The following is a 20,720-nucleotide window of genomic DNA, read 5'->3' on the forward strand; positions in this document are numbered from 1 at the left end:
AGCATGGATACGAGCGGGTAACGGCTGACGGCGCGGCATGAGAAATCGTTCTGATTCCGAAACTTAAGTCTCCCCCACGACCGTTCGCCGCTCATTTACGCTTATTTGACCCTATTCAGGATTAACGGTTGACACTCCAGCGTTCGCCTGTAGAATGCCGCCACACAGACGCGGGATGGAGCAGTCTGGTAGCTCGTCGGGCTCATAACCCGAAGGTCGTCGGTTCAAATCCGGCTCCCGCAACCAAACATCAAAAAAGGCTACTCGAAAGAGTGGCCTTTTTTGTATCCGCTGAAAAAGTCCTTTCGCAACAATGATCTGCCACTGTGTAGCGAGCCGTTCGGGTTCACCCATGCTCTGAGTCCAGACTATGCTGAGCCACAGACAGAACCCTCTACGACTGATGACGTACCATCGCCGATAGCCGGTGAGAGGCGTTAATATTTGTGATTATTTTTTTCTACAGGGATTGGTAACTTGGCTGGATACCCCCATCCTGTCGCGCACAATCCAAGAGGTGATTGATGCGCGCCAACTCGTCTGATTCACAAGACACCGTCACAGTGACACAACCGATCAAGGCCGAGCGTCTGCGCTTGCTTGATCGAATCAGCAAATACCGTCAGCCCATCGGCCTGGCCGTCACTTTGCTGTTGTTCGCTATCGCGCTGATTGCCTGTCGCCACCTGCTGAGCGAACTCGATCTGTACGCTCTGCACGACTCGATTCTCGACGTTCCGAAACCGGCATTATTGGGTGCGCTGGGCGCGACCGTGGTCGGCTTCATTATCCTGCTGGGCTACGAATGGTCGGCCAGCCGCTACGCGGGCGTGGCACTGGCGCCACGAATCCTGGCCCTCGGCGGGTTCACCGCCTTCGCCATCGGCAATGCCATCGGCCTCTCGATGCTCTCGGGGGGGTCGGTTCGTTACCGTTTATATGCACGCCATGGCCTGGGCGCTTCTGAAGTCGCTCACATGACGCTGTTCGCCAGCCTCTCGCTCGGCTGCGCCCTGCCCCCACTGGCCGCCCTCGCCACCCTCAGCAACCTGCCTGGCGCCTCTGCCGCCCTGGGTCTGTCCGAGATGTTGCTGGGTGTCATCGCCCTGGCCGTTTTGCTGCTCTTCAGCGTACTGGCCATCGGCATCTACCGACGCCGCCTGCCAGAGCAACCTTACCCGGACAACCTGCTGGTCAAGGTCGGACGCCGCACCTTGCGCCTACCGGGCCGACGCCTGACGTTCCTGCAACTGATCATCACGGCCCTGGACGTTGCCGCCGCGGCAACCGTGCTCTATCTGTTACTGCCAGAAGCGCCACCCTTCGGCGCATTCCTGCTGGTGTACCTGCTGGCCCTGGCCGCCGGAGTGCTCAGTCACGTTCCCGGCGGCGTCGGGGTATTCGAAGCGATTCTGCTGGCCGCCTTCTCCAACACCCTAGGCGCTGCGCCACTCGCTGCCGCCCTGCTGCTCTATCGCCTGATCTACGTGGTGCTGCCATTGCTGGTGGCCTGCGTATTCCTGCTGATCAACGAAGGGCAGCGCCTGTTTCAATCGCGTCAGTCCTTAAGGGTTGCATCCGGCCTGGCCGCGCCGATTCTGGCGGTGCTGGTGTTTCTGTCCGGCGTGGTGCTGCTGTTCTCCGGCGCCACCCCGGAAATCGACACACGCCTGGAACACATCGGCTTTCTGATCCCGCATCGACTGGTCGACGCTTCGCACTTCGGTGCCAGCCTGATCGGCGTGCTTTGCTTGCTGTTGGCTCAAGGGCTGCGCCGCCGACTGTCGGCCGCCTGGATGCTGACCACCATTTTGTTGCTGGTCGCTGCCCTGCTCTCTCTGCTCAAGGGTTTCGATTGGGAAGAAGCCTGCTTGCTGACGCTAACTGCGAGCTTGCTGGGGGTTTTCCGCAGCTCGTTCTATCGCCCCAGCCGCCTGACCGAGGTGCCGTTCTCGCCGCTGTATCTGGTGGCGAGCCTGTGCGTACTCGGTGCGTCGATCTGGCTGTTGCTGTTCGCCTATCAGGACGTCCCGTACAGTCATCAGCTCTGGTGGCAATTCACCCTCGACGCCGATGCCCCGCGTGGCTTGCGCTCGCTGCTCGGCGCCGCCGTGCTGCTGGTGGTGGTGTCCCTGACTTGGCTGCTGCGCACCGCGCGCCCGGTGATCCATCTGCCAACGCCCGATGAGCTGGACCGCGCGGTAAAGATCCTGATGGCCTCCGCACAACCGGATGGAGGCCTCGCCCTGACCGGTGACAAGGCGTTGCTGTTTCATCCCAATGACGAGGCGTTCCTGATGTACGCCCGCCGTGGTCGCAGCCTGGTGGCCTTGTATGACCCGATCGGCCCGACCCAGCAACGGGCGGAAATGATCTGGCAGTTCCGCGACCTCTGCGACATCCACCACGCCCGCCCTGTGTTCTATCAAGTGCGCGCCGAGAACCTGCCGTACTACATGGACATCGGCCTGACCGCGATCAAACTCGGCGAAGAAGCCCGGGTCGATCTGCATCGCTTTGATCTCGAGGCCAAAGGCAAAGAGATGAAAGACCTGCGCTACACCTGGAACCGCGGCACTCGCGATGGCCTGTCGCTGGAGATCTTTGATCCAGGGCAAGCACCGATGGAAGAACTCAAGGTAATTTCAGATGCCTGGCTGACCGGCAAGAACGTGCGCGAGAAAGGCTTCTCCCTCGGTCGTTTCAGCGATGATTACCTCAAACACTTCCGCGTCGCGGTGATTCGTTTCGAAGGACGCCCAGTGGCGTTCGCCAACCTGCTCGAGACTTATGGTCATGACCTGGCCAGCCTCGACCTGATGCGCGCGCACCCGGAGGCCCCCAAGCTGACCATGGAGTTCATGATGGTCGGCCTGATTCAACATTATAAAAATCATGGATACGCGCGCTTTAGCCTGGGCATGGTGCCGTTGTCGGGGTTGCAACCCCGTCGTGGCGCCCCACTGACCCAGCGTCTGGGTTCGATGGTTTTCCGCCGTGGTGAGCAGCTTTACAACTTTCAAGGCTTGCGCCGTTTCAAAGACAAATTCCAGCCTGACTGGGAACCCCGTTATATGGCCGTGCCCGCCGGACTCGATCCGCTGGTTGCCCTGGCCGACACTGCTGCCCTGATTGCGGGCGGCTTGACTGGATTGGTGAAACGCTGATGATTCAACGCTCCTTGCGGTACGTACTGGCCACACTGGTAGTGCTGGCCCTGATTCTCGGTGGCGGTTACTGGTACCTGAAACGCCCGGCACCCGAACCGACCCTCGAACAGCTGACGCCTGCCGATGGCGCCGCGATGACCCGTGTCATCCCCGGCAACACGCCACGCGCCCAGGTGCTGGTGGCGGTCAATGAAGACCAGAAGCTCAGCAACAAACAGTTGATGACCTTGAGCCGCACCGGTTCGGCGCAGATTGTTCAGGTGATCCTGCCCAAAGACTGCCTGCTGCAAAGTCGCGCCCTGCAATCGGCCCTCAGAGAACTCAAAGGCCCGGCGACCCTGGTCAGCGGCATCGGCCCTGGCGCCGTGCTGGCGTGGCGCTGGTTGTCCGAGCAGAAGAACGACAAGGCTCAAGCCGTCTCGGTGGACCTGGCCCTGGAAAAACCAGGCTGCACCCACCTACTACCGAAAAGCGCCGCTCACGGGCACTGGCTGGTGGCCTGGAACGACAACCCGGACGACACCAGCGCCGGCTTCGTGCGCGACCAACCCAACGCCGAAACCAGCATCAGCGACTACGACATCAACCTGCCGCAAGTGCTGAACAACGAACTGCGCAAGATCCTCGTTGGCGGCGATAAAGCCGCTGGCGGCCTGCAGATCCCGGTAGTCGAAGTGCCCGCCGGCCAAGCCAAGGACACCGTGACCCTGTTCCTGTCCGGTGACGGCGGATGGCGCGACCTTGACCGCGACGTAGCGGGCGAGATGGCGAAGATCGGCTACCCGGTCGTCGGCATCGACACCCTGCGCTACTACTGGCAACACAAGAGCCCGGAGCAAAGCGCCCTGGACCTCGCCGAACTGATGCAGCACTACCGGCAGAAATGGGGCACCAAGCGCTTCATCCTGACCGGTTACTCGTTCGGCGCCGACGTCCTGCCGGCGATCTACAACCGCCTGGAGCCATCGGAGCAGCAACGCGTCGACGCAATTATCCTGCTGGCCTTCGCCCGCACCGGCAGCTTCGAAATCGAAGTCGAAGGCTGGCTCGGCAACGCCGGCAAAGAAGCCGCCACCGGCCCGGAAATGGCCAAGCTGCCGCCGGAGAAAGTGGTGTGCATCTACGGTGAAGAGGAAGTCGACGAGAGCGGCTGTACCGACAAGACTGCGGTTGGAGAGGCGATGAAACTGCCTGGCGGTCACCACTTCGACGAGAACTACCCGAAACTGGCGCAGCGGTTGGTGGACATCATTGAGAAGCGCCAAGCGAAGGAAACGGCGGCTCAGGAGTGATCTGAGCCCCGCCTACGAAAAAGCCCCCGCAGCCTTAGGGTTGCGGGGGCTTTTTCATAGGTACGCAATTTAACCCGCACCGCAGGTCCCTGTGGGAGCGGGCTTGCCCGCGATGGCGGTATGTCTGCCACATCAATGTTGGATCTGCCGCCGTCATCGCGGGCAAGCCCGCTCCCACAGGATCTACGTATCGCCTGTGCGGATGCGTCTACCGCCCGCGAGCTCTTAGTCTTTCCTGGCGTACCGTGCCCGCATATCGTCGTGACTAACTGCCTTGGCCTGATCAATGTTTAGTTTCGTTTACTAAAAGATCTCGCAATATCAGATGACGCCCGCGGACCTTGTAGGCAAACTCCGAATCTCGCGTTTGGGCACTTTGATGCCTTGTTGCGCTTTTCTTCGACGGGATACTCTCCGGACGTCGCTGACCATTCAGCGATCGGGTGTGGTAACCCGGCGAAACCAGCGCAACAGCGCCTTCATCCCGAACACAGGCATTTTTATGTCTGCGATTTCGAGTTATGGCAGCTGTGCGTGGGACGCCCTCGGGCGTGCCGGTTTCCTTGGTTCCCGGTTTACCACCCTGCGTACAGCTGCCTCCCTTTCGTGTGGTAACGAAAATGGCAGCTCCTCGAACCCAGGAGAAAAACCATGACCAAAACAAATCCGTCAGAACCTGACGAACTGAAAACCATCGGCTTCACCCCCCTCATCTACTGCTCCAACAAAGCGCTGTTCCATGTCAGTCACGGCGTTCCCCTCGGCGATGCGCTAGCCATGGCCTCTGATTTTCTGTTCCTTGCCAAGGAGCTGACTAAAGATGCTGCCTACGCCCGAGACACCGACCGACATGCCTGGGCCGCGCATTACCTGACGGCAATTGCAAGGCCGTGATTGATGATGCGGTGAAGGTACTGACGCCGCCACCGCCACCTGCCCGGACAAAAGCTGAATCTAAAAAATAGCGGCCTGAACGCGCATTGCCTTCAGGGAAATGCGTCCACAAAAAAGCCCCCGCAGCCGTAAAGTTGCGGGGGCTTTTTGGTTATAGACGACGCTCTGCCGCGCCGTAGACCTCTTCATCACGTCGAGCACCAACGGCAACGATCAATACCTGAATCGCCTTGCCATCGACTCGATAAACAATTCGCGTGTCGCCTGTTCGGATCCGTCTACAGCCTGCAAGACTGGCTCTTAGGGGCTTGCCGCTCTTGTCCGGCTCACCATTGATAATCCGCTCTTCGATAACGTCAAGAATGCGGTTCGCCGCTACAGCGCCCAGCAGATCCAGATCCTTCTGAACCTCTGGATGATAGATAACGCCCCAAACCATCCACAGCTCCTTTAGTCTTTCCTGGCGTACCGCGTCCGCATATCGTCATGACTAACTGCCTTGCTCTGATCAAAACCGATCAGTCGCTCCCGAGCGGCTGCTTCAATCCTCAGATCTTCAAGCTCATCGAGCATTTCCTGATACGCATCAACATTGATAATGACCGCTGCGGGCTGATTGTCCTTGAAAATGACCAGCCGCTCGGTGGCTCGGCTGGAAATCTCTTTGAGCCTTGCGCTGAACCCCCTGACCATTGCAGTCACCGATATTGCTTGGTCAGCACGCTCTAGTAATGCCGTCATACTCACCTCTCTACACAATCATGCAAATTTGAACACACAGTTCTACGCAGAGTATTGCGTCGAATTAGACATACAGCAAGCTGCAAAAAACACGAACCGATCAAAAGTAAAGGAGCAGAGACGACCGCACATCCCCTGTGGGAGCGGGCTTGCTCGCGAAGACGGACTGTCAGTCGACATTAATGTTGAATGTCAGACCGCCTTCGCGAGCAAGCCCGCTCCCACAAGGGATCTTCATTGCCTTCAGGGAAATGCGCCGCCCACAAAAAAGCCCCCGCTACCGCAAAGGCAACGGGGGCTTTTTGTTGTGGCTTACATTTCTACCTGCGTCCCCAGTTCAATCACCCGGTTCAGCGGCAGATTGAAGAAGCGCAAATTGCCGTTGGCGTTCTGCAACATGAAGGCGAATAACCCCTCACGCCAGCGGGCCATGCCTTCGAGTTTGGAAGCGATCACCGTCTCGCGGCTGAGGAAGTAGGTGGTGCGCATCGGGCTGAAATCCAGGTCTTCGAGATGACACAGTTTCAACGCTTGAGGCACATCCGGCTCGTCGACGAAGCCAAAGTGCAGGATCACCCGGAAGAAACCTTCGCCGTAGGAATCGACCTCGAAACGCCGGGATGCCGGCACCCGCGGGATGTCTTCGTACACCACCGTCAGCAGCACCACTTGCTCGTGCAGCACCTGGTTATGCAGCAGGTTGTGCAACAGCGCGTGGGGTACAGCGTCCGGGCGCGCGGTCAGAAACACGGCGGTGCCCTGAACGCGATGCGGCGGTTGCACGGCGATGCTGCTGATGAAGATCGGCAGCGGCAAGCCACCCTCATCGAGACGATCGACCAGCAGTTGCTTGCCGCGTTTCCACGTGGTCATCAGCACAAACAGCACGATACCGGCAATCACCGGGAACGCCCCGCCCTGAATGATTTTCGGCACGTTGGCAGCGAAGTACAGACCGTCCACCAAGAGGAATCCGAGCAACAGCGGAACCGCCAGGACCGGTGGCCATTTCCACAGCAGCAATATCACCGCCGACACCAGGATGGTGGTCATCAGCATCGTGCCCGTCACCGCCACACCATAGGCCGAGGCCAGCGCGCCGGAGGACTCGAAGCCCAGCACCAACAGGATGACGCCGACCATCAGCGCCCAGTTCACCGCGCCGATGTAGATCTGGCCTTGTTCGGCACTGGAGGTGTGGCGAATGTGCATACGTGGAATGTAACCGAGCTGGATCGCCTGACGGGTCAGGGAGAACGCACCGGAAATCACCGCCTGGGACGCGATCACGGTGGCAAGGGTCGACAATCCTACCAATGGAATCAGCGCCCAGCTCGGTGCCAACAGGTAGAAGGGGTTACGAGCGGCTTCCGGGTCACCGAGCAGCAACGCGCCTTGGCCGAAGTAGTTCAGCACCAGGGCCGGCAGCACGAGGATGAACCATGCGCGAGCGATCGGCTTGCGACCGAAGTGGCCCATGTCGGCGTACAGCGCTTCGGCACCGGTCAATGCCAGCACTACCGCGCCGAGAATCGCCACGCCCATGCCCGGGTGCACGATGAAGAAGCGCACGCCCCACACCGGGTTCATCGCTTTCAACACTTCCGGGTGCTGCATGATGCCGTAGGCGCCAAGCGCCCCCAGCACCAAGAACCAGGTGACCATGATTGGGCCGAACAGGATGCCGATCCGCGCGGTACCGTGACTCTGAATCAGGAACAGCGCCACCAGCACGACCAACGACAACGGGACGACCCAATGGTCGATACCCTCGAAAGCCAGTCCCAGGCCTTCAATCGCCGAGAGCACTGAGATCGCCGGAGTGATCATGCTGTCGCCATAAAACAGCGCCGCGCCGATCAGCCCACAGACCACCAGCAAACTACGCAACTTCGGATACCCCGCTGCGGCCCGTCGAGCCAAAGCGGTCAAGGCCATGATCCCGCCTTCGCCCTGGTTGTCGGCGCGCAGCACGAACATCATGTACTTGATCGAAACGACCCAGATCAGCGACCAGAAGATAAGCGCCAGGATGCCCAACACGCCGTCATGGTTGACCGGCACGCCATAGCCACCGGAGAACACTTCTTTGAGGGTGTACAGCGGGCTCGTGCCGATATCGCCATAAACCACCCCGACCGCCGCGACCAGCATGCCGATCGGTTTTGCCGCCGAATGCTCAGCGCCCGCCGCCTGACTACTTGCCTGCCCCATCCAAAACTCCTACTACCCAAATCCGGACTTCTTATAAGAAGCACTATGCTTTGCCGTGCAGCATGCACCGTTTTACTTAAGGTTACAGACGTTTCATTGACTGTAAAAATTCGGTAAAGCGTAAAGGCGCGAAGCATAGCGCAGCACTCGTCGTATTTCCCTGCATAAAGCTGGTCAAGTGCGCCTCTCATCGCTAGAATTGCGCACTTTTTGACCAGAGGCGCGACATAGCGCCCGTCTGTCGCCTTGCCGTCTTCGGCTGGAGGCGTCACAAATACCGAGGTTAGACATGTCCACCACTCCTGCGCCGGCCAATCCAAAGGTTGGCTTCGTATCCCTGGGTTGCCCCAAAGCACTGGTCGACTCCGAGCGCATCCTTACCCAGCTGCGCATGGAAGGCTATGACGTTGTGTCCACTTACGAGGACGCCGATGTCGTGGTGGTCAACACCTGCGGCTTCATCGACTCGGCCAAGGCTGAGTCTTTGGAAGTGATCGGCGAAGCCATCAAGGAAAACGGCAAGGTCATCGTGACCGGCTGCATGGGCGTCGAAGAAGGCAACATTCGCAAGGTGCACCCAAGCGTGTTGGCCGTGACCGGTCCGCAGCAGTACGAGCAGGTGGTCAACGCCGTGCACGACGCCGTGCCGCCGCGCCAGGATCACAACCCACTGATCGACCTGGTGCCGCCGCAAGGCATCAAGCTGACCCCGCGCCACTACGCCTACCTGAAGATTTCCGAAGGCTGCAACCACAGCTGCAGCTTCTGCATCATCCCGTCGATGCGCGGCAAACTGGTCAGCCGCCCGGTCGGTGATGTACTGGACGAGGCTCAGCGCCTGGTCAAGGCCGGCGTCAAAGAGCTGCTGGTGATTTCGCAAGACACCAGCGCTTACGGCGTCGACGTGAAATACCGCACCGGTTTCTGGAACGGCGCGCCGGTGAAAACCCGCATGACCGAACTCTGTGAAGCCTTGAGCACCCTCGGCGTCTGGGTTCGTCTGCACTACGTTTACCCGTACCCGCACGTCGACGAGCTGATTCCGCTGATGGCCGCCGGGAAAATCCTGCCGTACCTGGACATCCCGTTCCAGCACGCCAGCCCGAAAATCCTGAAAGCGATGAAACGCCCAGCCTTCGAAGACAAGACCCTGGCGCGCATCAAGAACTGGCGCGAAATCTGCCCGGACCTGATCATCCGTTCGACCTTCATCGTCGGCTTCCCCGGCGAAACCGAAGAAGACTTCCAGTACCTGCTGAACTGGCTGACCGAAGCGCAGCTCGATCGCGTCGGCTGCTTCCAGTATTCGCCGGTCGAAGGCGCACCGGCCAACCTGCTGGACGCCGCCATCGTGCCGGACGACGTCAAGCAAGACCGCTGGGACCGCTTCATGGCGCACCAGCAAGCCATCAGCTCGGCACGCCTGCAAATGCGCGTCGGCCGTGAAATCGAAGTGCTGGTCGATGAAGTCGACGAGCAAGGCGCGGTTGGCCGCTGCTTCTTCGATGCTCCGGAAATCGACGGCAACGTGTTCATCGACAACGGCAGCAACCTCAAGCCAGGCGATAAAGTCTGGTGCAAAGTGACCGACGCCGACGAATACGACCTGTGGGCTGAACAGATCTAAACGCAAAAAATACGAAAAGCCCCGCTCTCTTGACGAGATGCGGGGCTTTTTTACGTCTATCGTTTTGTGAGGAAAGGATTCTCGACATTCACAGGAAAAGGGGCAGCCGGCCATGCGCCAACATTCGGTCATCCACACGCCGAAACAGAGCGACTACGAAGAGCTCACTCAGGTCTGGGAAGCCTCGGTGCGCGCCACCCATGACTTTCTGCCGGACAGCTACATCGAATTGTTGAAGAACCTGGTGCTGACGCGCTACCTCGATGCGGTGATGCTGATCTGCACCAAAGACCCGCGCCAGCGCATCACCGGGTTCGCCGGGGTTGCGGCGGGCAAGATCGAAATGCTCTTCATCGACCCGGCTCACCGCGGCCAGGGCCTGGGCAAGCAGTTGCTACGCTATGCGATGGAACACCTGAATGCCGATGAACTGGACGTCAACGAACAGAACCCGCAAGCCTTGGGTTTTTATTTCAAACAGGGCTTCGAGGTGATTGGCCGGTCGGAAGTCGATGGCATGGGGCAGCCTTATCCGTTGCTGCATATGCGCTTGCGTCAAAACCAGCAACATTCGCGGCATGGCTGACACAGCACAGAACAACTGTGGGAGTGAGCCTGCTCGCGATAGCGGTGTGTCATTCAACAGATCAATTGACTGAACTACCGCTATCGCGAGCAGGCTCCCTCCCACATTAAAAGCACATGCGGCAAATGGAGCCGGGATTAACCGGCGCCAGGCAGGTACAATGCCCACCCCTTTTTTGTTACGGCCCTGTCATGACTGACCCGATTCGTCTCTCCAAACGCCTCATCGAACTCGTCGGCTGTTCCCGTCGGGAGGCTGAGCTGTTCATCGAGGGAGGCTGGGTCACCGTGGACGGTGAAGTCATCGACGAGCCGCAGTTCAAGGTCGAGAACCAGAAAGTCGAGCTTGATCCCGAAGCCAAGGCCACTGCGCCGGAACCGGTGACCATCCTGCTGAACGTGCCCGTGGGCATGGATGCGGAAACGGCCATGGCAACGATCAGCGCCGAGACCTTGAGCGAAGAACACCGCTTCAGCAAACGTCCGCTCAAGGGCCACTTCCTGCGCCTGACCGCCAGCACCGACCTGCAGGCCAACGCCAGCGGTCTTTTGGTGTTCACCCAGGACTGGAAGATCCTGCGCAAACTCACTGCCGACTCCGCCAAGATCGAGCAAGAGTATGTGGTCGAAGTTGAAGGCGACATGGTGGCTCACGGCCTCAACCGCCTGAACCACGGCCTGACCTACAAGGGCAAGGAACTGCCGCCGGTCAAAGCCAGCTGGCAGAACGAAAACCGCCTGCGTTTTGCGATGAAGAACCCACAACCGGGCGTCATCGCCCTGTTCTGCCAGGCCGTCGGCCTGAAGGTTGTCGCCATCCGCCGCATCCGCATTGGCGGCGTGTCCATTGGCAAAGTGCCGTTGGGGCAATGGCGTTACCTGTCCGGCAAAGAGAAGTTCTAAGACTTTTCACGCCGCCACACATTTTGGCGCCGCTGTTTACGCGGCGCCCACTGCTGAATATCAGGACTGCACACCATGATTCATAACGACGTACTGCGCAGCGTGCGCTACATGCTCGACATCAGCGACAAGAAAGTCATCGAGATCATCAAGCTCGGCGGCATGGACGTGGCCCTGGAAGACCTGGTGACGTACCTCGACAAGAAAGAGGAAGACGAGGAAGGCTTCGTACGCTGCCCGGATGAAGTCATTGCGCATTTCCTCGATGGCCTGGTGATCTTCAAGCGTGGCAAGGACGAAAGCCGTCCACCACAGCCGATCGAAGTGCCGGTGACCAACAACATCATCCTGAAGAAACTGCGTGTGGCTTTCGAACTGAAAGAAGACGACATGCACGCCATCCTCAAGGCCTCCGAGTTCCCGGTGTCCAAGCCTGAGCTGAGCGCGCTGTTTCGCAAGTTCGGCCACACTAACTATCGCCCGTGCGGCGACCAGTTGCTGCGCAACTTCCTCAAGGGCCTGACCCTGCGCGTTCGTCCACAGTAAATCGCCCCACCCTCTGTAGGAGCAAAGCTTGCTCGCGATAGCGTTTTCGAGATCGCCATCGCCAGCAAGCTGTGCTCCTACAAGGGACGGCGTCGCAAAGCTGTATAGCGCTTCATTCCTCGCAAAAATAGTGGCTCCGCTTCCGGCGGCTGACGACTAGGGTGTATTGACCCTCAGCTCTCAGGATTCGCCATGCACCCGTACTTTTCCCTGCAAGGCCGCACCGCCCTGGTGACCGGCAGCACCCGTGGTATCGGCAAAATGATCGCCAAGGCCTATGTCGAGGCCGGCGCCACCGTATACGTCTGCGCCCGGGATGCCGAAGCCTGTCAGCAAACGGCTGATGAATTGAGCGCATTCGGTCGTTGCCACGCAGTGGCGGCCAACCTGGCCACCGAAGAAGGCGTGCTTCAACTGGCGACGCGACTGGGCGAGCAGATCACTCATCTGGATATTCTGGTGAACAATGCCGGCACCACGTGGGGCGCGCCGCTGGAGAGCTACCCAGTCAAGGGCTGGGAAAAGGTCATGCAGCTCAACGTGACCTCGGTGTTCAACTGCATTCAGCAGTTTTTGCCACTGCTGCGCAAGGCCGGTTCGGCAGCGAATCCGGCACGAATTATCAATATCGGTTCAGTGGCGGGCATTTCGTCCTTCGGCGAGCAGGCTTATGCCTACGGGCCGAGTAAAGCGGCCCTGCATCAACTGTCACGGATTCTCGCGCGGGAGCTGGTGAGCCAGCACATCAACGTCAACGTCATCGCGCCGGGGCGTTTTCCGAGCAAGATGACTCAGCACATCGGCAATGATGAGCAGGCGCTGGCCGACGACACGGCGTTGATTCCAATGAAACGCTGGGGCCGGGAGGAAGAGATGGCGGCGCTGGCGATCAGTCTGGCGAGTACGGCTGGGGCGTATATGACTGGGAATGTTATTCCTTTGGATGGTGGGTTCAGCCTTTAATCCGTGGTGCGGCCTTCGCGAGCAAGCCCGCTCCCACACGGGATCTCCTGTGGCCGCGCCATTTGTGGCCAGCATCAATCCAGTGTGGGAGCGGGCTTGCTCGCGAAGGCGACCTGTCAGTCACCGCAGACCCGAGGATCAATCGGGTATCATGCCCACCCTCACCCCGCCTCGACCCCAGACCATGACCTACAGCGTTTCCCCCATCGGCTTCGTGCGCTCCTGTTTCAAGGAGAAGTTCGCCATCCCGCGCCAGCCACAACTGGCCCCGGCCGCTCGCGGCGTGCTGGAACTGGTGGCGCCGTTCGATCAGGGCGATGCGGTGCAAGGTCTGGAACAGGTCAGCCACGTGTGGCTGCTGTTCCTGTTTCACCAGGCCCTGGAAGAAAAGCCACGACTGAAAGTGCGCCCTCCTCGTCTCGGCGGTAACAAATCCATGGGTGTGTTCGCCACCCGCGCGACGCATCGACCCAATGGCATCGGCCAATCCGTGGTGAAGCTGGACAAGGTTGAAGCCAATCGCCTGTGGATATCCGGCATTGACCTGCTGGACGGCACGCCGATTCTCGACATCAAACCCTACGTGCCTTACGCCGACATCATCGATACGGCCTCCAACCGCATCGCCAGCGCCGCGCCGCAGTTGATTCCCGTGCAGTGGACGGATTCAGCGCTACAACAGGCTCACGGCCATGCTCAGCGCCTGGAAGAACCGTTAGTGGAGCTGATCGAGCAATGTCTGGCACAAGACCCACGTCCGGCGTACCAGATTCCTACACCCGAACGGGAATACGGCGCGCAGTTCTGGGATCTGGATGTGCGCTGGCATTACCCCACGCCTGACTTGATCCGCGTTCTCGAAGTCATTCCCGCGAACGTCTGAACGCCAAAAACGAAAAAGCCCGCGCTGCCTTTACAGGCAACGCGGGCTTTTTTTGGTCACCACCAAACCAATGTGGGAGCGAGCCTGCTCGCAATGGCGGCGTAACATTCAACGATGACGTTGACTGACGGTCCGCTATCGCGAGCAGGCTCGCTCCCACAGGCAGAGCAGTGCAGCGGCTTATTACTTCTCGACGAACGCTCGCTCGATCAGGTAATCACCCGGCTCGCGCATCCGCGGCGACACTTTCAGGCCGAAGCTGTTCAACACTTCGCTGGTCTCGTCGAGCATGCTCGGGCTGCCGCACAGCATGGCGCGGTCGTCTTGCGGGTTGATCGGTGGCAGACCGATGTCGCTGAACAGCTTGCCGCTGCGCATCAGGTCGGTCAGGCGACCTTCGTTCTCGAACGGCTCGCGGGTCACGGTCGGGTAGTAGATCAACTTGTCACGCAGGGCCTCGCCGAAGAACTCGTTCTGCGGCAAGTGCTCGGTAATGAACTCGCGGTAAGCGACTTCGTTGACGTAGCGTACGCCGTGGCACAGGATCACTTTTTCGAAACGCTCGTAGGTTTCCGGGTCCTGGATGACGCTCATGAACGGCGCCAGACCGGTACCGGTGCTGAGCAGGTACAAATGTTTGCCAGGCTTCAAGTCATCCAGCACCAGCGTGCCGGTAGGCTTCTTGCTGATGATGATCTCGTCGCCTTCCTTCAGATGCTGCAGCTGGGAAGTCAGCGGGCCATCAGGCACCTTGATGCTGAAGAACTCGAGATGCTCTTCCCAGTTCGGGCTGGCAATCGAGTAAGCGCGCATGAGCGGCCGGCCGTTGGGCTGTTGCAGGCCGATCATCACGAACTGACCGTTCTCGAAGCGCAGACCCGGATCGCGGGTGCACTTGAAGCTGAACAGAGTGTCGTTCCAGTGATGAACACTGAGGACACGCTCGTGGTTCATGTTGCTCATGTACGTGGGACTCCTGGAGATTTGGTCTGCGCGTGCTCTGCGCCTGCTCTGCAAAAAATGAGCTGCTGTGCGCAATTGCATCGCATTCTAATGGCAGCGACAATATCTGTTAACTGGATTATTAAGATAAGGGTTATCGGTTATATCGATATGCGATTTACTCTCCGTCAACTTCAAGTATTCGTCGCCGTCGCCCAGCAGGAAAGCGTATCCCGTGCTGCGGGTCTGCTCAACCTCTCGCAATCGGCGGCGAGCACCTCGATCACCGAGCTAGAGCGTCAGTCCAGCTGTCAGCTGTTCGACCGCGCCGGCAAACGACTGAGCCTCAACGCCCTCGGTAAACAGCTGTTGCCGCAAGCGGTGGCGCTGCTTGACCAATCCAAAGAAATCGAAGACTTGCTCAATGGCAAGTCGGGATTCGGTTCTCTGGCGGTCGGCGCGACCCTGACCATCGGCAATTACCTGGCCACCTTGCTGATCGGCAGCTTCATGCAGCGCCATCCGGAAAGCCAGGTGAAGCTGCACGTACAGAACACTGCCAACATTGTGCAGCAAGTTGCTCACTATGAAATTGATCTGGGTCTAATCGAAGGCGACTGCAGTCATCCGGACATCGAAGTGCAGAGCTGGGTCGAGGATGAATTGGTGGTGTTCTGTGCGCCCCAGCATCCACTGGCCAAGCGCGGCACGGCGACCATGGAAGAGCTGACCCACGAGGCCTGGATTCTGCGGGAACAGGGCTCCGGCACGCGACTGACCTTTGACCAGGCCATGCGTCACCATCGCAGCTCGCTGAATATCCGGCTGGAACTGGAACACACCGAAGCGATCAAGCGTGCGGTGGAGTCCGGGTTGGGGATTGGCTGCATTTCTCGCCTGGCACTGCGCGATGCATTCCGGCGCGGCAGCCTGGTGCCGGTGGAGACGCCAGATCTGGACCTGGCGCGGCAGTTCTATTTCATCTGGCACAAACAGAAATATCAGACGTCGGCGATGCGTGAATTCCTCGACCTGTGCCGCGCTTTCACCGCCGGGGTTCAGCGCAGCGACGAGATCGTTCTGCCCACCATCGCTTAGAGCAGGATGACCGCCCAGACCAGCGCGATCATGCTCAAGGCTACGAGCTGAGCGGCGCTGCCCATGTCCTTGGCGTTCTTGGACAATGGGTGCAATTCAAGGGAAATACGGTCGATGGCCGCTTCCACTGCCGAATTGAGCAATTCGACAATCAACGCCAACAGGCAGACTGCAATCAGCAACGCCTGCTCGACGCGACTGACGTTCAGAAAGAACGACAGCGGGATCAATATGACGTTGAGCAGCACCAGTTGCCGAAAGGCCGCTTCGCCGGTGAAGGCTGCGCGCAGACCGTCCAGCGAATAACCGGAAGCGTTGAGGATGCGTTTGAGGCCGGTTTGGCCTTTGAAAGGTGACATAAAGTAGGCAACTGACCAAAAAGGAAGTGGGAAAGCTAGATTAAGCACAGTCAAAAAAGCGTGAACGCGTCGCGCCTGGTTAGTTCGAAATTGACTCAAGTTGTTGCAGAAGCAACGCCGCCTGGGTCCGGGTCCGCACATTCAGCTTGCGAAAAATCGCCGTCACGTGGGCCTTGATCGTCGCTTCGGATACGCTCAGCTCGTAGGCAATCTGCTTGTTCAACAAGCCTTCACAGACCATGGTCAGAACACGAAACTGCTGCGGTGTCAGGCTCGCAAGGCCTTCGCTGGCGGCCTTGGCTTCGGCGGAAACGCTGACCGCCTCAAACGCCTGGGGCGGCCAGAACACATCACCATCGAGCACCGCGCGTACGGCTTTCTGGATGACGCTCAGATCACTGGATTTTGGGATGAAGCCGCTGGCGCCGAATTCACGGGACTTCACCATGATCGAGGCTTCTTCCTGGGCCGATACCATGACCACCGGAATCTGCGGATACTGACCGCGCAACAGCACTAGCCCTGAAAAACCGTAGGCCCCCGGCATGTTCAGGTCCAGCAGCACCAGATCCCAGTCGGACTTCTCGTCCAGACGGGTTTCCAGCTCGGCAATGCTTGCCACTTCCACCAGACGGACTTCCGGGCCCAGGCCCAGGGTCAACGCTTGATGCAGGGCGCTACGAAAAAGAGGGTGGTCATCGGCAATCAGGATTTCGTATGTGGCCATTTTTCAAATGATCCTGTTTTTCAAACAACTCGAGGTACAGCCACGGAGCTGTACCAACAGGGCACGTTCAACGCCAATCACGTGGCTATCCACGTAAAGAATACGGCGTATCAAACTTTGGCCGCGCCCTAATCGGCGCCAAGCATGCCCAGCGAAGCCGGGGTGGTCAAGGTGCATGGCCAGTACAGATCTTTGCAGTATGGGCGACAATCAGCGCGTGACAGGTGCGCCGTTTTACACAAAAGGCATCAGTTCGGCGTGTGCCGGTGTTGAAACATCCATTTCAAGCTGATGTTTGGCATCAAGGTAATGTTGGCTGAACACGTCAAAATAAGCGTCCAGTGCCGACGCTGCCTCGGTATCACCCGCCAGATCGAGACACAGCGCCGCCACTTCGGCTGTGCATAAATGCTCGCTACGGGTCGATCGACGCAACCGGTACCGCGACAATTTCTCGGGCAACAGGCTCAGGATCGGCAGCCGGTCAAAGTAGGGGCTTTTGCGGAAAATCTTCCGGGCTTCTGTCCAGGTGGCATCCAGCAGAATGAACAGCGGACGCTTCGAACTATCGGCATCGACGCTGTTTGTGACACGCTCGGGTTCGACGTACTCACCCGGAAACACCAGGTACGGCTGCCATTGCGGATCGGCCAGCAGCGCCAGCAGTTGCTCATCAACTTCCGTACGCGACCAGATGAACGCATGGTTGTCGCGCACCACATCGGCGATCAGCCAACCGGTGTTGCTCGGTTTGAACACTTCCTTGTTGGTCATGATCAGGCACACGCCAGAGCGGGCCTCCACCTGCGGGCGCCAGGCGCACAGGCAGTGGCTCTCGATCACACGGCAGGCTCGGCAACGCGGCGCCCTCCAGCCTCGGGCCTGAATCGGCTTGATGCCCTCTTCCTCTCGCTCATCGCGCAAGCGGGCTACTGCGTTTGCAGCAAAGCGTGGGATTGCAGGGTTCATCGCAGGCAACGCCGGCAGGGGAAGAAAATCGACACGAAAAACACTCGGCAGGGCAGAAAGTGGCGGCAGTTTATCAGAGCAGGCGGTGCAAGCCTGTACCGTCCAGGCCTCGTCCCCTATAATTCGCCGCCACTGAACGCACAGTCATGTGACGGGTCGAACCACCAGTCACTGAACCAGGAGAGTTTCATGCTGCGCCTTATCGTTCCCACCGCTGCCATTTTGCTGGCGTCGTCCTTCAGCGCTCAGGCTGCTTCCTTGAGTGAGCAGAATCTCAACAGAGAGCTGCGAAACGTCGCCATACAAAGCAGTGTTGGTACTCCACGGGCGATCAACGAAGACATTCTTGATCAGGGCTACACCGTCGAAGGCAACACGCTGATCAACCATTTGAGCGTGCAAAGCAGCCACGCCAACAAGATGCGTGCCGACCCGAAAGCCGTGTATTTCCAGCTTGGCGCCTCTGTATGCAACAACCCATCGTTCCGCAAACTGATGGCCAAGGGCGCGGTCATGCGTTACGACTTCACTGAGGTGAAGACCAACCGCTCAGTCGGCTCCGCCAGTTATCAGGAATCGGACTGCCCGAAAGCGGCTCCGACCAAGAAGAAGTAATCAACGGGAATTGGCGCGCCGCTGTTCATCCTCGGCGCGCAGTTCTGCCAACAGCGCTTGCAAATAACGCGAGCGTCGGTCGGCACCCTCCAAACGTCGGCAGCACTCTTCTTCGAGACTCAAATGATTGGCCTCGGCGGATGATTTCAATAATCGATACAGTTGCGTATCGATCTCCAGAATAACTCTGGTCATACCTTCCCGCCTCCCTGCACCTCGCCCTTGCTTGAGCGATAAATTCCTTGAACCGCTTGTAACGTGCGTCCTGCCTTTGACGCAAAGTTGTCGTGTCGTGCCTGTAATTTAGTAAATCAGACTGTCGGACTCTCGCCTTGCGTTCAGACGAGCGGTGAAAGCACCTTGCAAATCGACAATAAGCGGTTGCCAGGAAAGACTTTGCAGCGCAATGATCAAGTCAGCGAAAAACGCTATGACGGTCTAGATTCATAGTGTTCACGTTTACTTTTCAGGGCAGGAAAGGGGCTGCCCATTGCGCGTCTTGTTGTGCGAATGTTTCCTTCATCCAAGGGAAAAACAGAGCCTGTATGGAAGGAGAAGTTGATGCCTTACCAACCGAATGACCTCCTGAGCCGTCATTTTGAAGAAAGCGGCCACGACCTCATCAGCAAGGTCGAAGAGCAACTCAACCTGGTTTCACCCAACAGCCCGAACATCCCGATCTACCGCGACATGATCCTGACCGTGCTACGCATGGCCCAGGAAGATCACAACCGCTGGAATGCCAAGATCACCCTGCAAACCCTACGCGAACTGGAACATGCTTTCCGTGTGCTGGAACAGTTCAAGGGGCGGCGCAAAGTCACCGTTTTCGGCTCTGCCCGAACGCCGATAGAACATCCGCTGTACGGTCTGGCCCGAGAGCTAGGCGCGGCGCTGGCGCGCTCAGACCTGATGGTCATCACCGGTGCCGGTGGTGGCATCATGGCGGCGGCCCACGAAGGTGCTGGCCTGGCACACAGTTTGGGATTCAATATCACCCTGCCCTTCGAGCAGCATGCCAATCCCACCGTGAATGGCACCACCAACCTGCTGCCTTTCCACTTCTTCTTCACACGCAAGCTGTTCTTCGTCAAGGAAGCCGATGCGCTGGTCCTGTGCCCTGGCGGTTTCGGCACCCTGGATGAAGCGCTGGAAGTGCTGACATTGATCCAGACTGGCAAAAGCCCGCTGGTGCCCGTGATATTGCTGGACGCTCCCGGCGGCAAGTTCTGGCAAGGCGCATTGGACTTCATCCACCATCAACTGGAGGAAAATCGCTACATCCTGCCGACCGATATGAAACTCGTCAGTCTGGTCTACAGCGTGGAAGAAGCTGTGGAGCAGATCAACCAGTTCTACAGCAACTTCCACTCCAGCCGTTGGCTCAAGCATCAATTCGTGATCCGCATGAATCACAAGCTCAGCGACCAGGCGCTCGAACACATGCAGGAGGCATTTGCCGACCTGTGTCTGAGCGATCATTTCCATCAACATGCTTACAGCGGAGAGGAACACGACGAACCGCAGTTCAGCCACCTGGCGCGACTCGCTTTCACCTTCAACGCCCGTGATCATGGACGCCTGCGGGAACTGGTGGACTACATCAACCTGCCAGAAAACCTGGCGCAATCCCAACCCCAGGCGCAACAGCGCTCGCGGGAACCGTCCAAGGTTACGTAAGCAAAAAAAAACGGCCCGCTATCGAAATAGCGAGCCGTTTCAGTCAATCGTCCATCCCTCGACCGCTGAACAAGCGGCTGATCATTTCCATGGAATATCCCCGATAACTCAGGAACCTGCCTTGTTTGGCACGTTCCCGGGCGTCTATCGGTAAATGCCCGGAAAACTTTCGCCGCCAGGTGTCTTCCAGTTGCTCCTGCCAGTTGATACCGCTCTCGCGTAAAGCAAGTTCGATGTCGGTACGTTGCAGGCCGCGCTGGCTCAACTCTTCGCGAATACGCAAAGGGCCATAACCGGAACGGGAACGGTAGGAAACAAAGCTTTCGAGATAACGGGATTCGGACAGCAGGCCTTCTTCCGTCAAGCGGTCGAGTGCCGTGTCGATCATTTCAGGGAGGGCGCCGCGTTGACGCAGTTTACGCGTCAACTCGACTCGACCGTGCTCGCGTCGCGCGAGCAGGTCCATTGCGGTTCGCCGCACCGCGACGAGTGTATCGAGTACGGCGGTCATC

Annotated in this window: 20 protein-coding genes, 1 tRNA gene and 1 pseudogene; 13 read left to right on the forward strand and 9 right to left on the reverse strand. The window is 58.7% G+C overall.

Features of this window, described 5'->3' with window-relative positions; all coding sequences use genetic code 11:
- The first annotated feature begins 169 nt into the window (after positions 1–169).
- The 4 genes and pseudogenes from DFS28_RS18530 (at position 170) to DFS28_RS18550 (ending at position 5,427) form a co-directional block, all read left to right on the forward strand.
- Positions 170–246, forward strand: a tRNA-Met gene (locus tag DFS28_RS18530).
- Positions 247–524: 278 nt separating this feature from the next.
- Positions 525–3,167, forward strand: coding sequence for a bifunctional lysylphosphatidylglycerol flippase/synthetase MprF (gene mprF, locus DFS28_RS18535; protein ID WP_111450972.1), 2,643 nt, complete (start codon positions 525–527; stop codon positions 3,165–3,167).
- The gene (locus DFS28_RS18540; RefSeq protein ID WP_111450973.1) at positions 3,167–4,462 is read left to right on the forward strand and encodes a virulence factor family protein; all 1,296 of its coding nucleotides are present in this window, start codon (positions 3,167–3,169) and stop codon (positions 4,460–4,462) included. Before mprF ends, DFS28_RS18540 begins: the two co-directional genes overlap by 1 nt.
- A 651-nt stretch (positions 4,463–5,113) precedes the next feature.
- Positions 5,114–5,427 (forward strand): annotated as a pseudogene (locus DFS28_RS18550) (DUF3077 domain-containing protein).
- 80 nt (positions 5,428–5,507) lie between these two features.
- On the opposite strand, the gene DFS28_RS18555 reads toward DFS28_RS18550, so the two are convergent.
- From DFS28_RS18555 to DFS28_RS18570, 3 genes are all read right to left on the reverse strand, one after another.
- Positions 5,508–5,795, reverse strand: a complete 288-nt coding sequence (locus DFS28_RS18555; RefSeq protein WP_111450975.1) for a type II toxin-antitoxin system RelE/ParE family toxin — start codon at positions 5,793–5,795, stop codon at positions 5,508–5,510.
- 11 nt (positions 5,796–5,806) lie between these two features.
- Complete coding sequence (locus DFS28_RS18560; protein WP_111450976.1) at positions 5,807–6,097, reverse strand: type II toxin-antitoxin system Phd/YefM family antitoxin; 291 nt, start codon at positions 6,095–6,097, stop codon at positions 5,807–5,809.
- Positions 6,098–6,409: 312 nt separating this feature from the next.
- Positions 6,410–8,311, reverse strand: coding sequence for a potassium transporter Kup (locus tag DFS28_RS18570; protein ID WP_111450977.1), 1,902 nt, complete (start codon positions 8,309–8,311; stop codon positions 6,410–6,412).
- Between the two features lie 289 nt (positions 8,312–8,600).
- Here DFS28_RS18570 and rimO point away from each other — a divergent pair, with 289 nt between their 5' ends.
- The 6 genes from rimO (at position 8,601) to tsaA (ending at position 13,818) form a co-directional block, all read left to right on the forward strand.
- Complete coding sequence (gene rimO, locus DFS28_RS18575; protein ID WP_008153968.1) at positions 8,601–9,938, forward strand: 30S ribosomal protein S12 methylthiotransferase RimO; 1,338 nt, start codon at positions 8,601–8,603, stop codon at positions 9,936–9,938.
- Positions 9,939–10,050: 112 nt separating this feature from the next.
- Positions 10,051–10,524, forward strand: a complete 474-nt coding sequence (locus DFS28_RS18580) for a GNAT family N-acetyltransferase (RefSeq protein WP_008153969.1) — start codon at positions 10,051–10,053, stop codon at positions 10,522–10,524.
- Positions 10,525–10,715: 191 nt separating this feature from the next.
- Positions 10,716–11,426: an rRNA pseudouridine synthase gene (locus DFS28_RS18585; protein WP_008153970.1), complete on the forward strand. Its 711-nt coding sequence runs from the start codon at positions 10,716–10,718 to the stop codon at positions 11,424–11,426.
- A gap of 75 nt (positions 11,427–11,501) precedes the next feature.
- On the forward strand, positions 11,502–11,972 hold the full coding sequence (locus DFS28_RS18590; protein WP_008153972.1) for a DUF1456 family protein: 471 nt from the start codon (positions 11,502–11,504) through the stop codon (positions 11,970–11,972).
- A 192-nt stretch (positions 11,973–12,164) separates the two neighbouring features.
- A complete protein-coding gene (locus DFS28_RS18595) occupies positions 12,165–12,935 on the forward strand; it encodes an SDR family oxidoreductase (RefSeq protein ID WP_111450978.1) in 771 nt (256 codons plus the stop codon).
- A 184-nt stretch (positions 12,936–13,119) separates the two neighbouring features.
- Positions 13,120–13,818, forward strand: a complete 699-nt coding sequence (gene tsaA, locus DFS28_RS18600; RefSeq protein ID WP_111450979.1) for a tRNA (N6-threonylcarbamoyladenosine(37)-N6)-methyltransferase TrmO — start codon at positions 13,120–13,122, stop codon at positions 13,816–13,818.
- Positions 13,819–14,001: 183 nt separating this feature from the next.
- Here tsaA and fpr read toward each other — a convergent pair whose 3' ends face one another.
- Positions 14,002–14,781 (reverse strand): ferredoxin-NADP reductase, encoded by a 780-nt coding sequence (gene fpr, locus DFS28_RS18610; protein ID WP_003443014.1) that lies wholly within the window; start codon positions 14,779–14,781, stop codon positions 14,002–14,004.
- 150 nt (positions 14,782–14,931) lie between these two features.
- Between fpr and DFS28_RS18615 the strand changes: the two genes are divergently transcribed.
- Positions 14,932–15,858, forward strand: a complete 927-nt coding sequence (locus DFS28_RS18615) for a LysR family transcriptional regulator (protein WP_008153977.1) — start codon at positions 14,932–14,934, stop codon at positions 15,856–15,858.
- Here DFS28_RS18615 and DFS28_RS18620 read toward each other — a convergent pair.
- From DFS28_RS18620 to DFS28_RS18630, 3 genes are all read right to left on the reverse strand, one after another.
- Entirely contained in the window at positions 15,855–16,217 is a 363-nt protein-coding gene (locus DFS28_RS18620; RefSeq protein ID WP_008153979.1) for a diacylglycerol kinase, read from the reverse strand. The two genes, DFS28_RS18615 and DFS28_RS18620, sit on opposite strands and share 4 nt — an antisense overlap.
- A 79-nt stretch (positions 16,218–16,296) precedes the next feature.
- A complete protein-coding gene (gene erdR / locus DFS28_RS18625) occupies positions 16,297–16,944 on the reverse strand; it encodes a response regulator transcription factor ErdR (protein ID WP_033053926.1) in 648 nt (215 codons plus the stop codon).
- Between the two features lie 234 nt (positions 16,945–17,178).
- On the reverse strand, positions 17,179–17,913 hold the full coding sequence (locus DFS28_RS18630; protein WP_111450981.1) for a tRNA-uridine aminocarboxypropyltransferase: 735 nt from the start codon (positions 17,911–17,913) through the stop codon (positions 17,179–17,181).
- Between the two features lie 189 nt (positions 17,914–18,102).
- On the opposite strand from DFS28_RS18630, the gene DFS28_RS18635 reads away from it, so the two are divergent.
- A complete protein-coding gene (locus tag DFS28_RS18635; protein WP_111450982.1) occupies positions 18,103–18,528 on the forward strand; it encodes a PA3611 family quorum-sensing-regulated virulence factor in 426 nt (141 codons plus the stop codon).
- Here DFS28_RS18635 and DFS28_RS18640 read toward each other — a convergent pair whose 3' ends face one another.
- The gene (locus DFS28_RS18640; protein ID WP_111450983.1) at positions 18,529–18,723 is read right to left on the reverse strand and encodes a hypothetical protein; all 195 of its coding nucleotides are present in this window, start codon (positions 18,721–18,723) and stop codon (positions 18,529–18,531) included.
- Between the two features lie 366 nt (positions 18,724–19,089).
- Here DFS28_RS18640 and DFS28_RS18645 point away from each other — a divergent pair, with 366 nt between their 5' ends.
- Positions 19,090–20,208 carry a TIGR00730 family Rossman fold protein gene (locus DFS28_RS18645; RefSeq protein ID WP_111450984.1) on the forward strand — a complete coding sequence of 373 codons (1,119 nt, stop codon included), beginning with the start codon at positions 19,090–19,092 and terminating at the stop codon, positions 20,206–20,208.
- Between the two features lie 43 nt (positions 20,209–20,251).
- On the opposite strand, the gene recX is transcribed toward DFS28_RS18645, so the two are convergent.
- Positions 20,252–20,719, reverse strand: coding sequence for a recombination regulator RecX (gene recX / locus DFS28_RS18650; RefSeq protein ID WP_046046277.1), 468 nt, complete (start codon positions 20,717–20,719; stop codon positions 20,252–20,254).
- Position 20,720: the final 1 nt, after the last annotated feature.

It is taken from the genome of Pseudomonas sp. 478 (assembly GCF_003254125.1).
Classification (GTDB): domain Bacteria; phylum Pseudomonadota; class Gammaproteobacteria; order Pseudomonadales; family Pseudomonadaceae; genus Aquipseudomonas.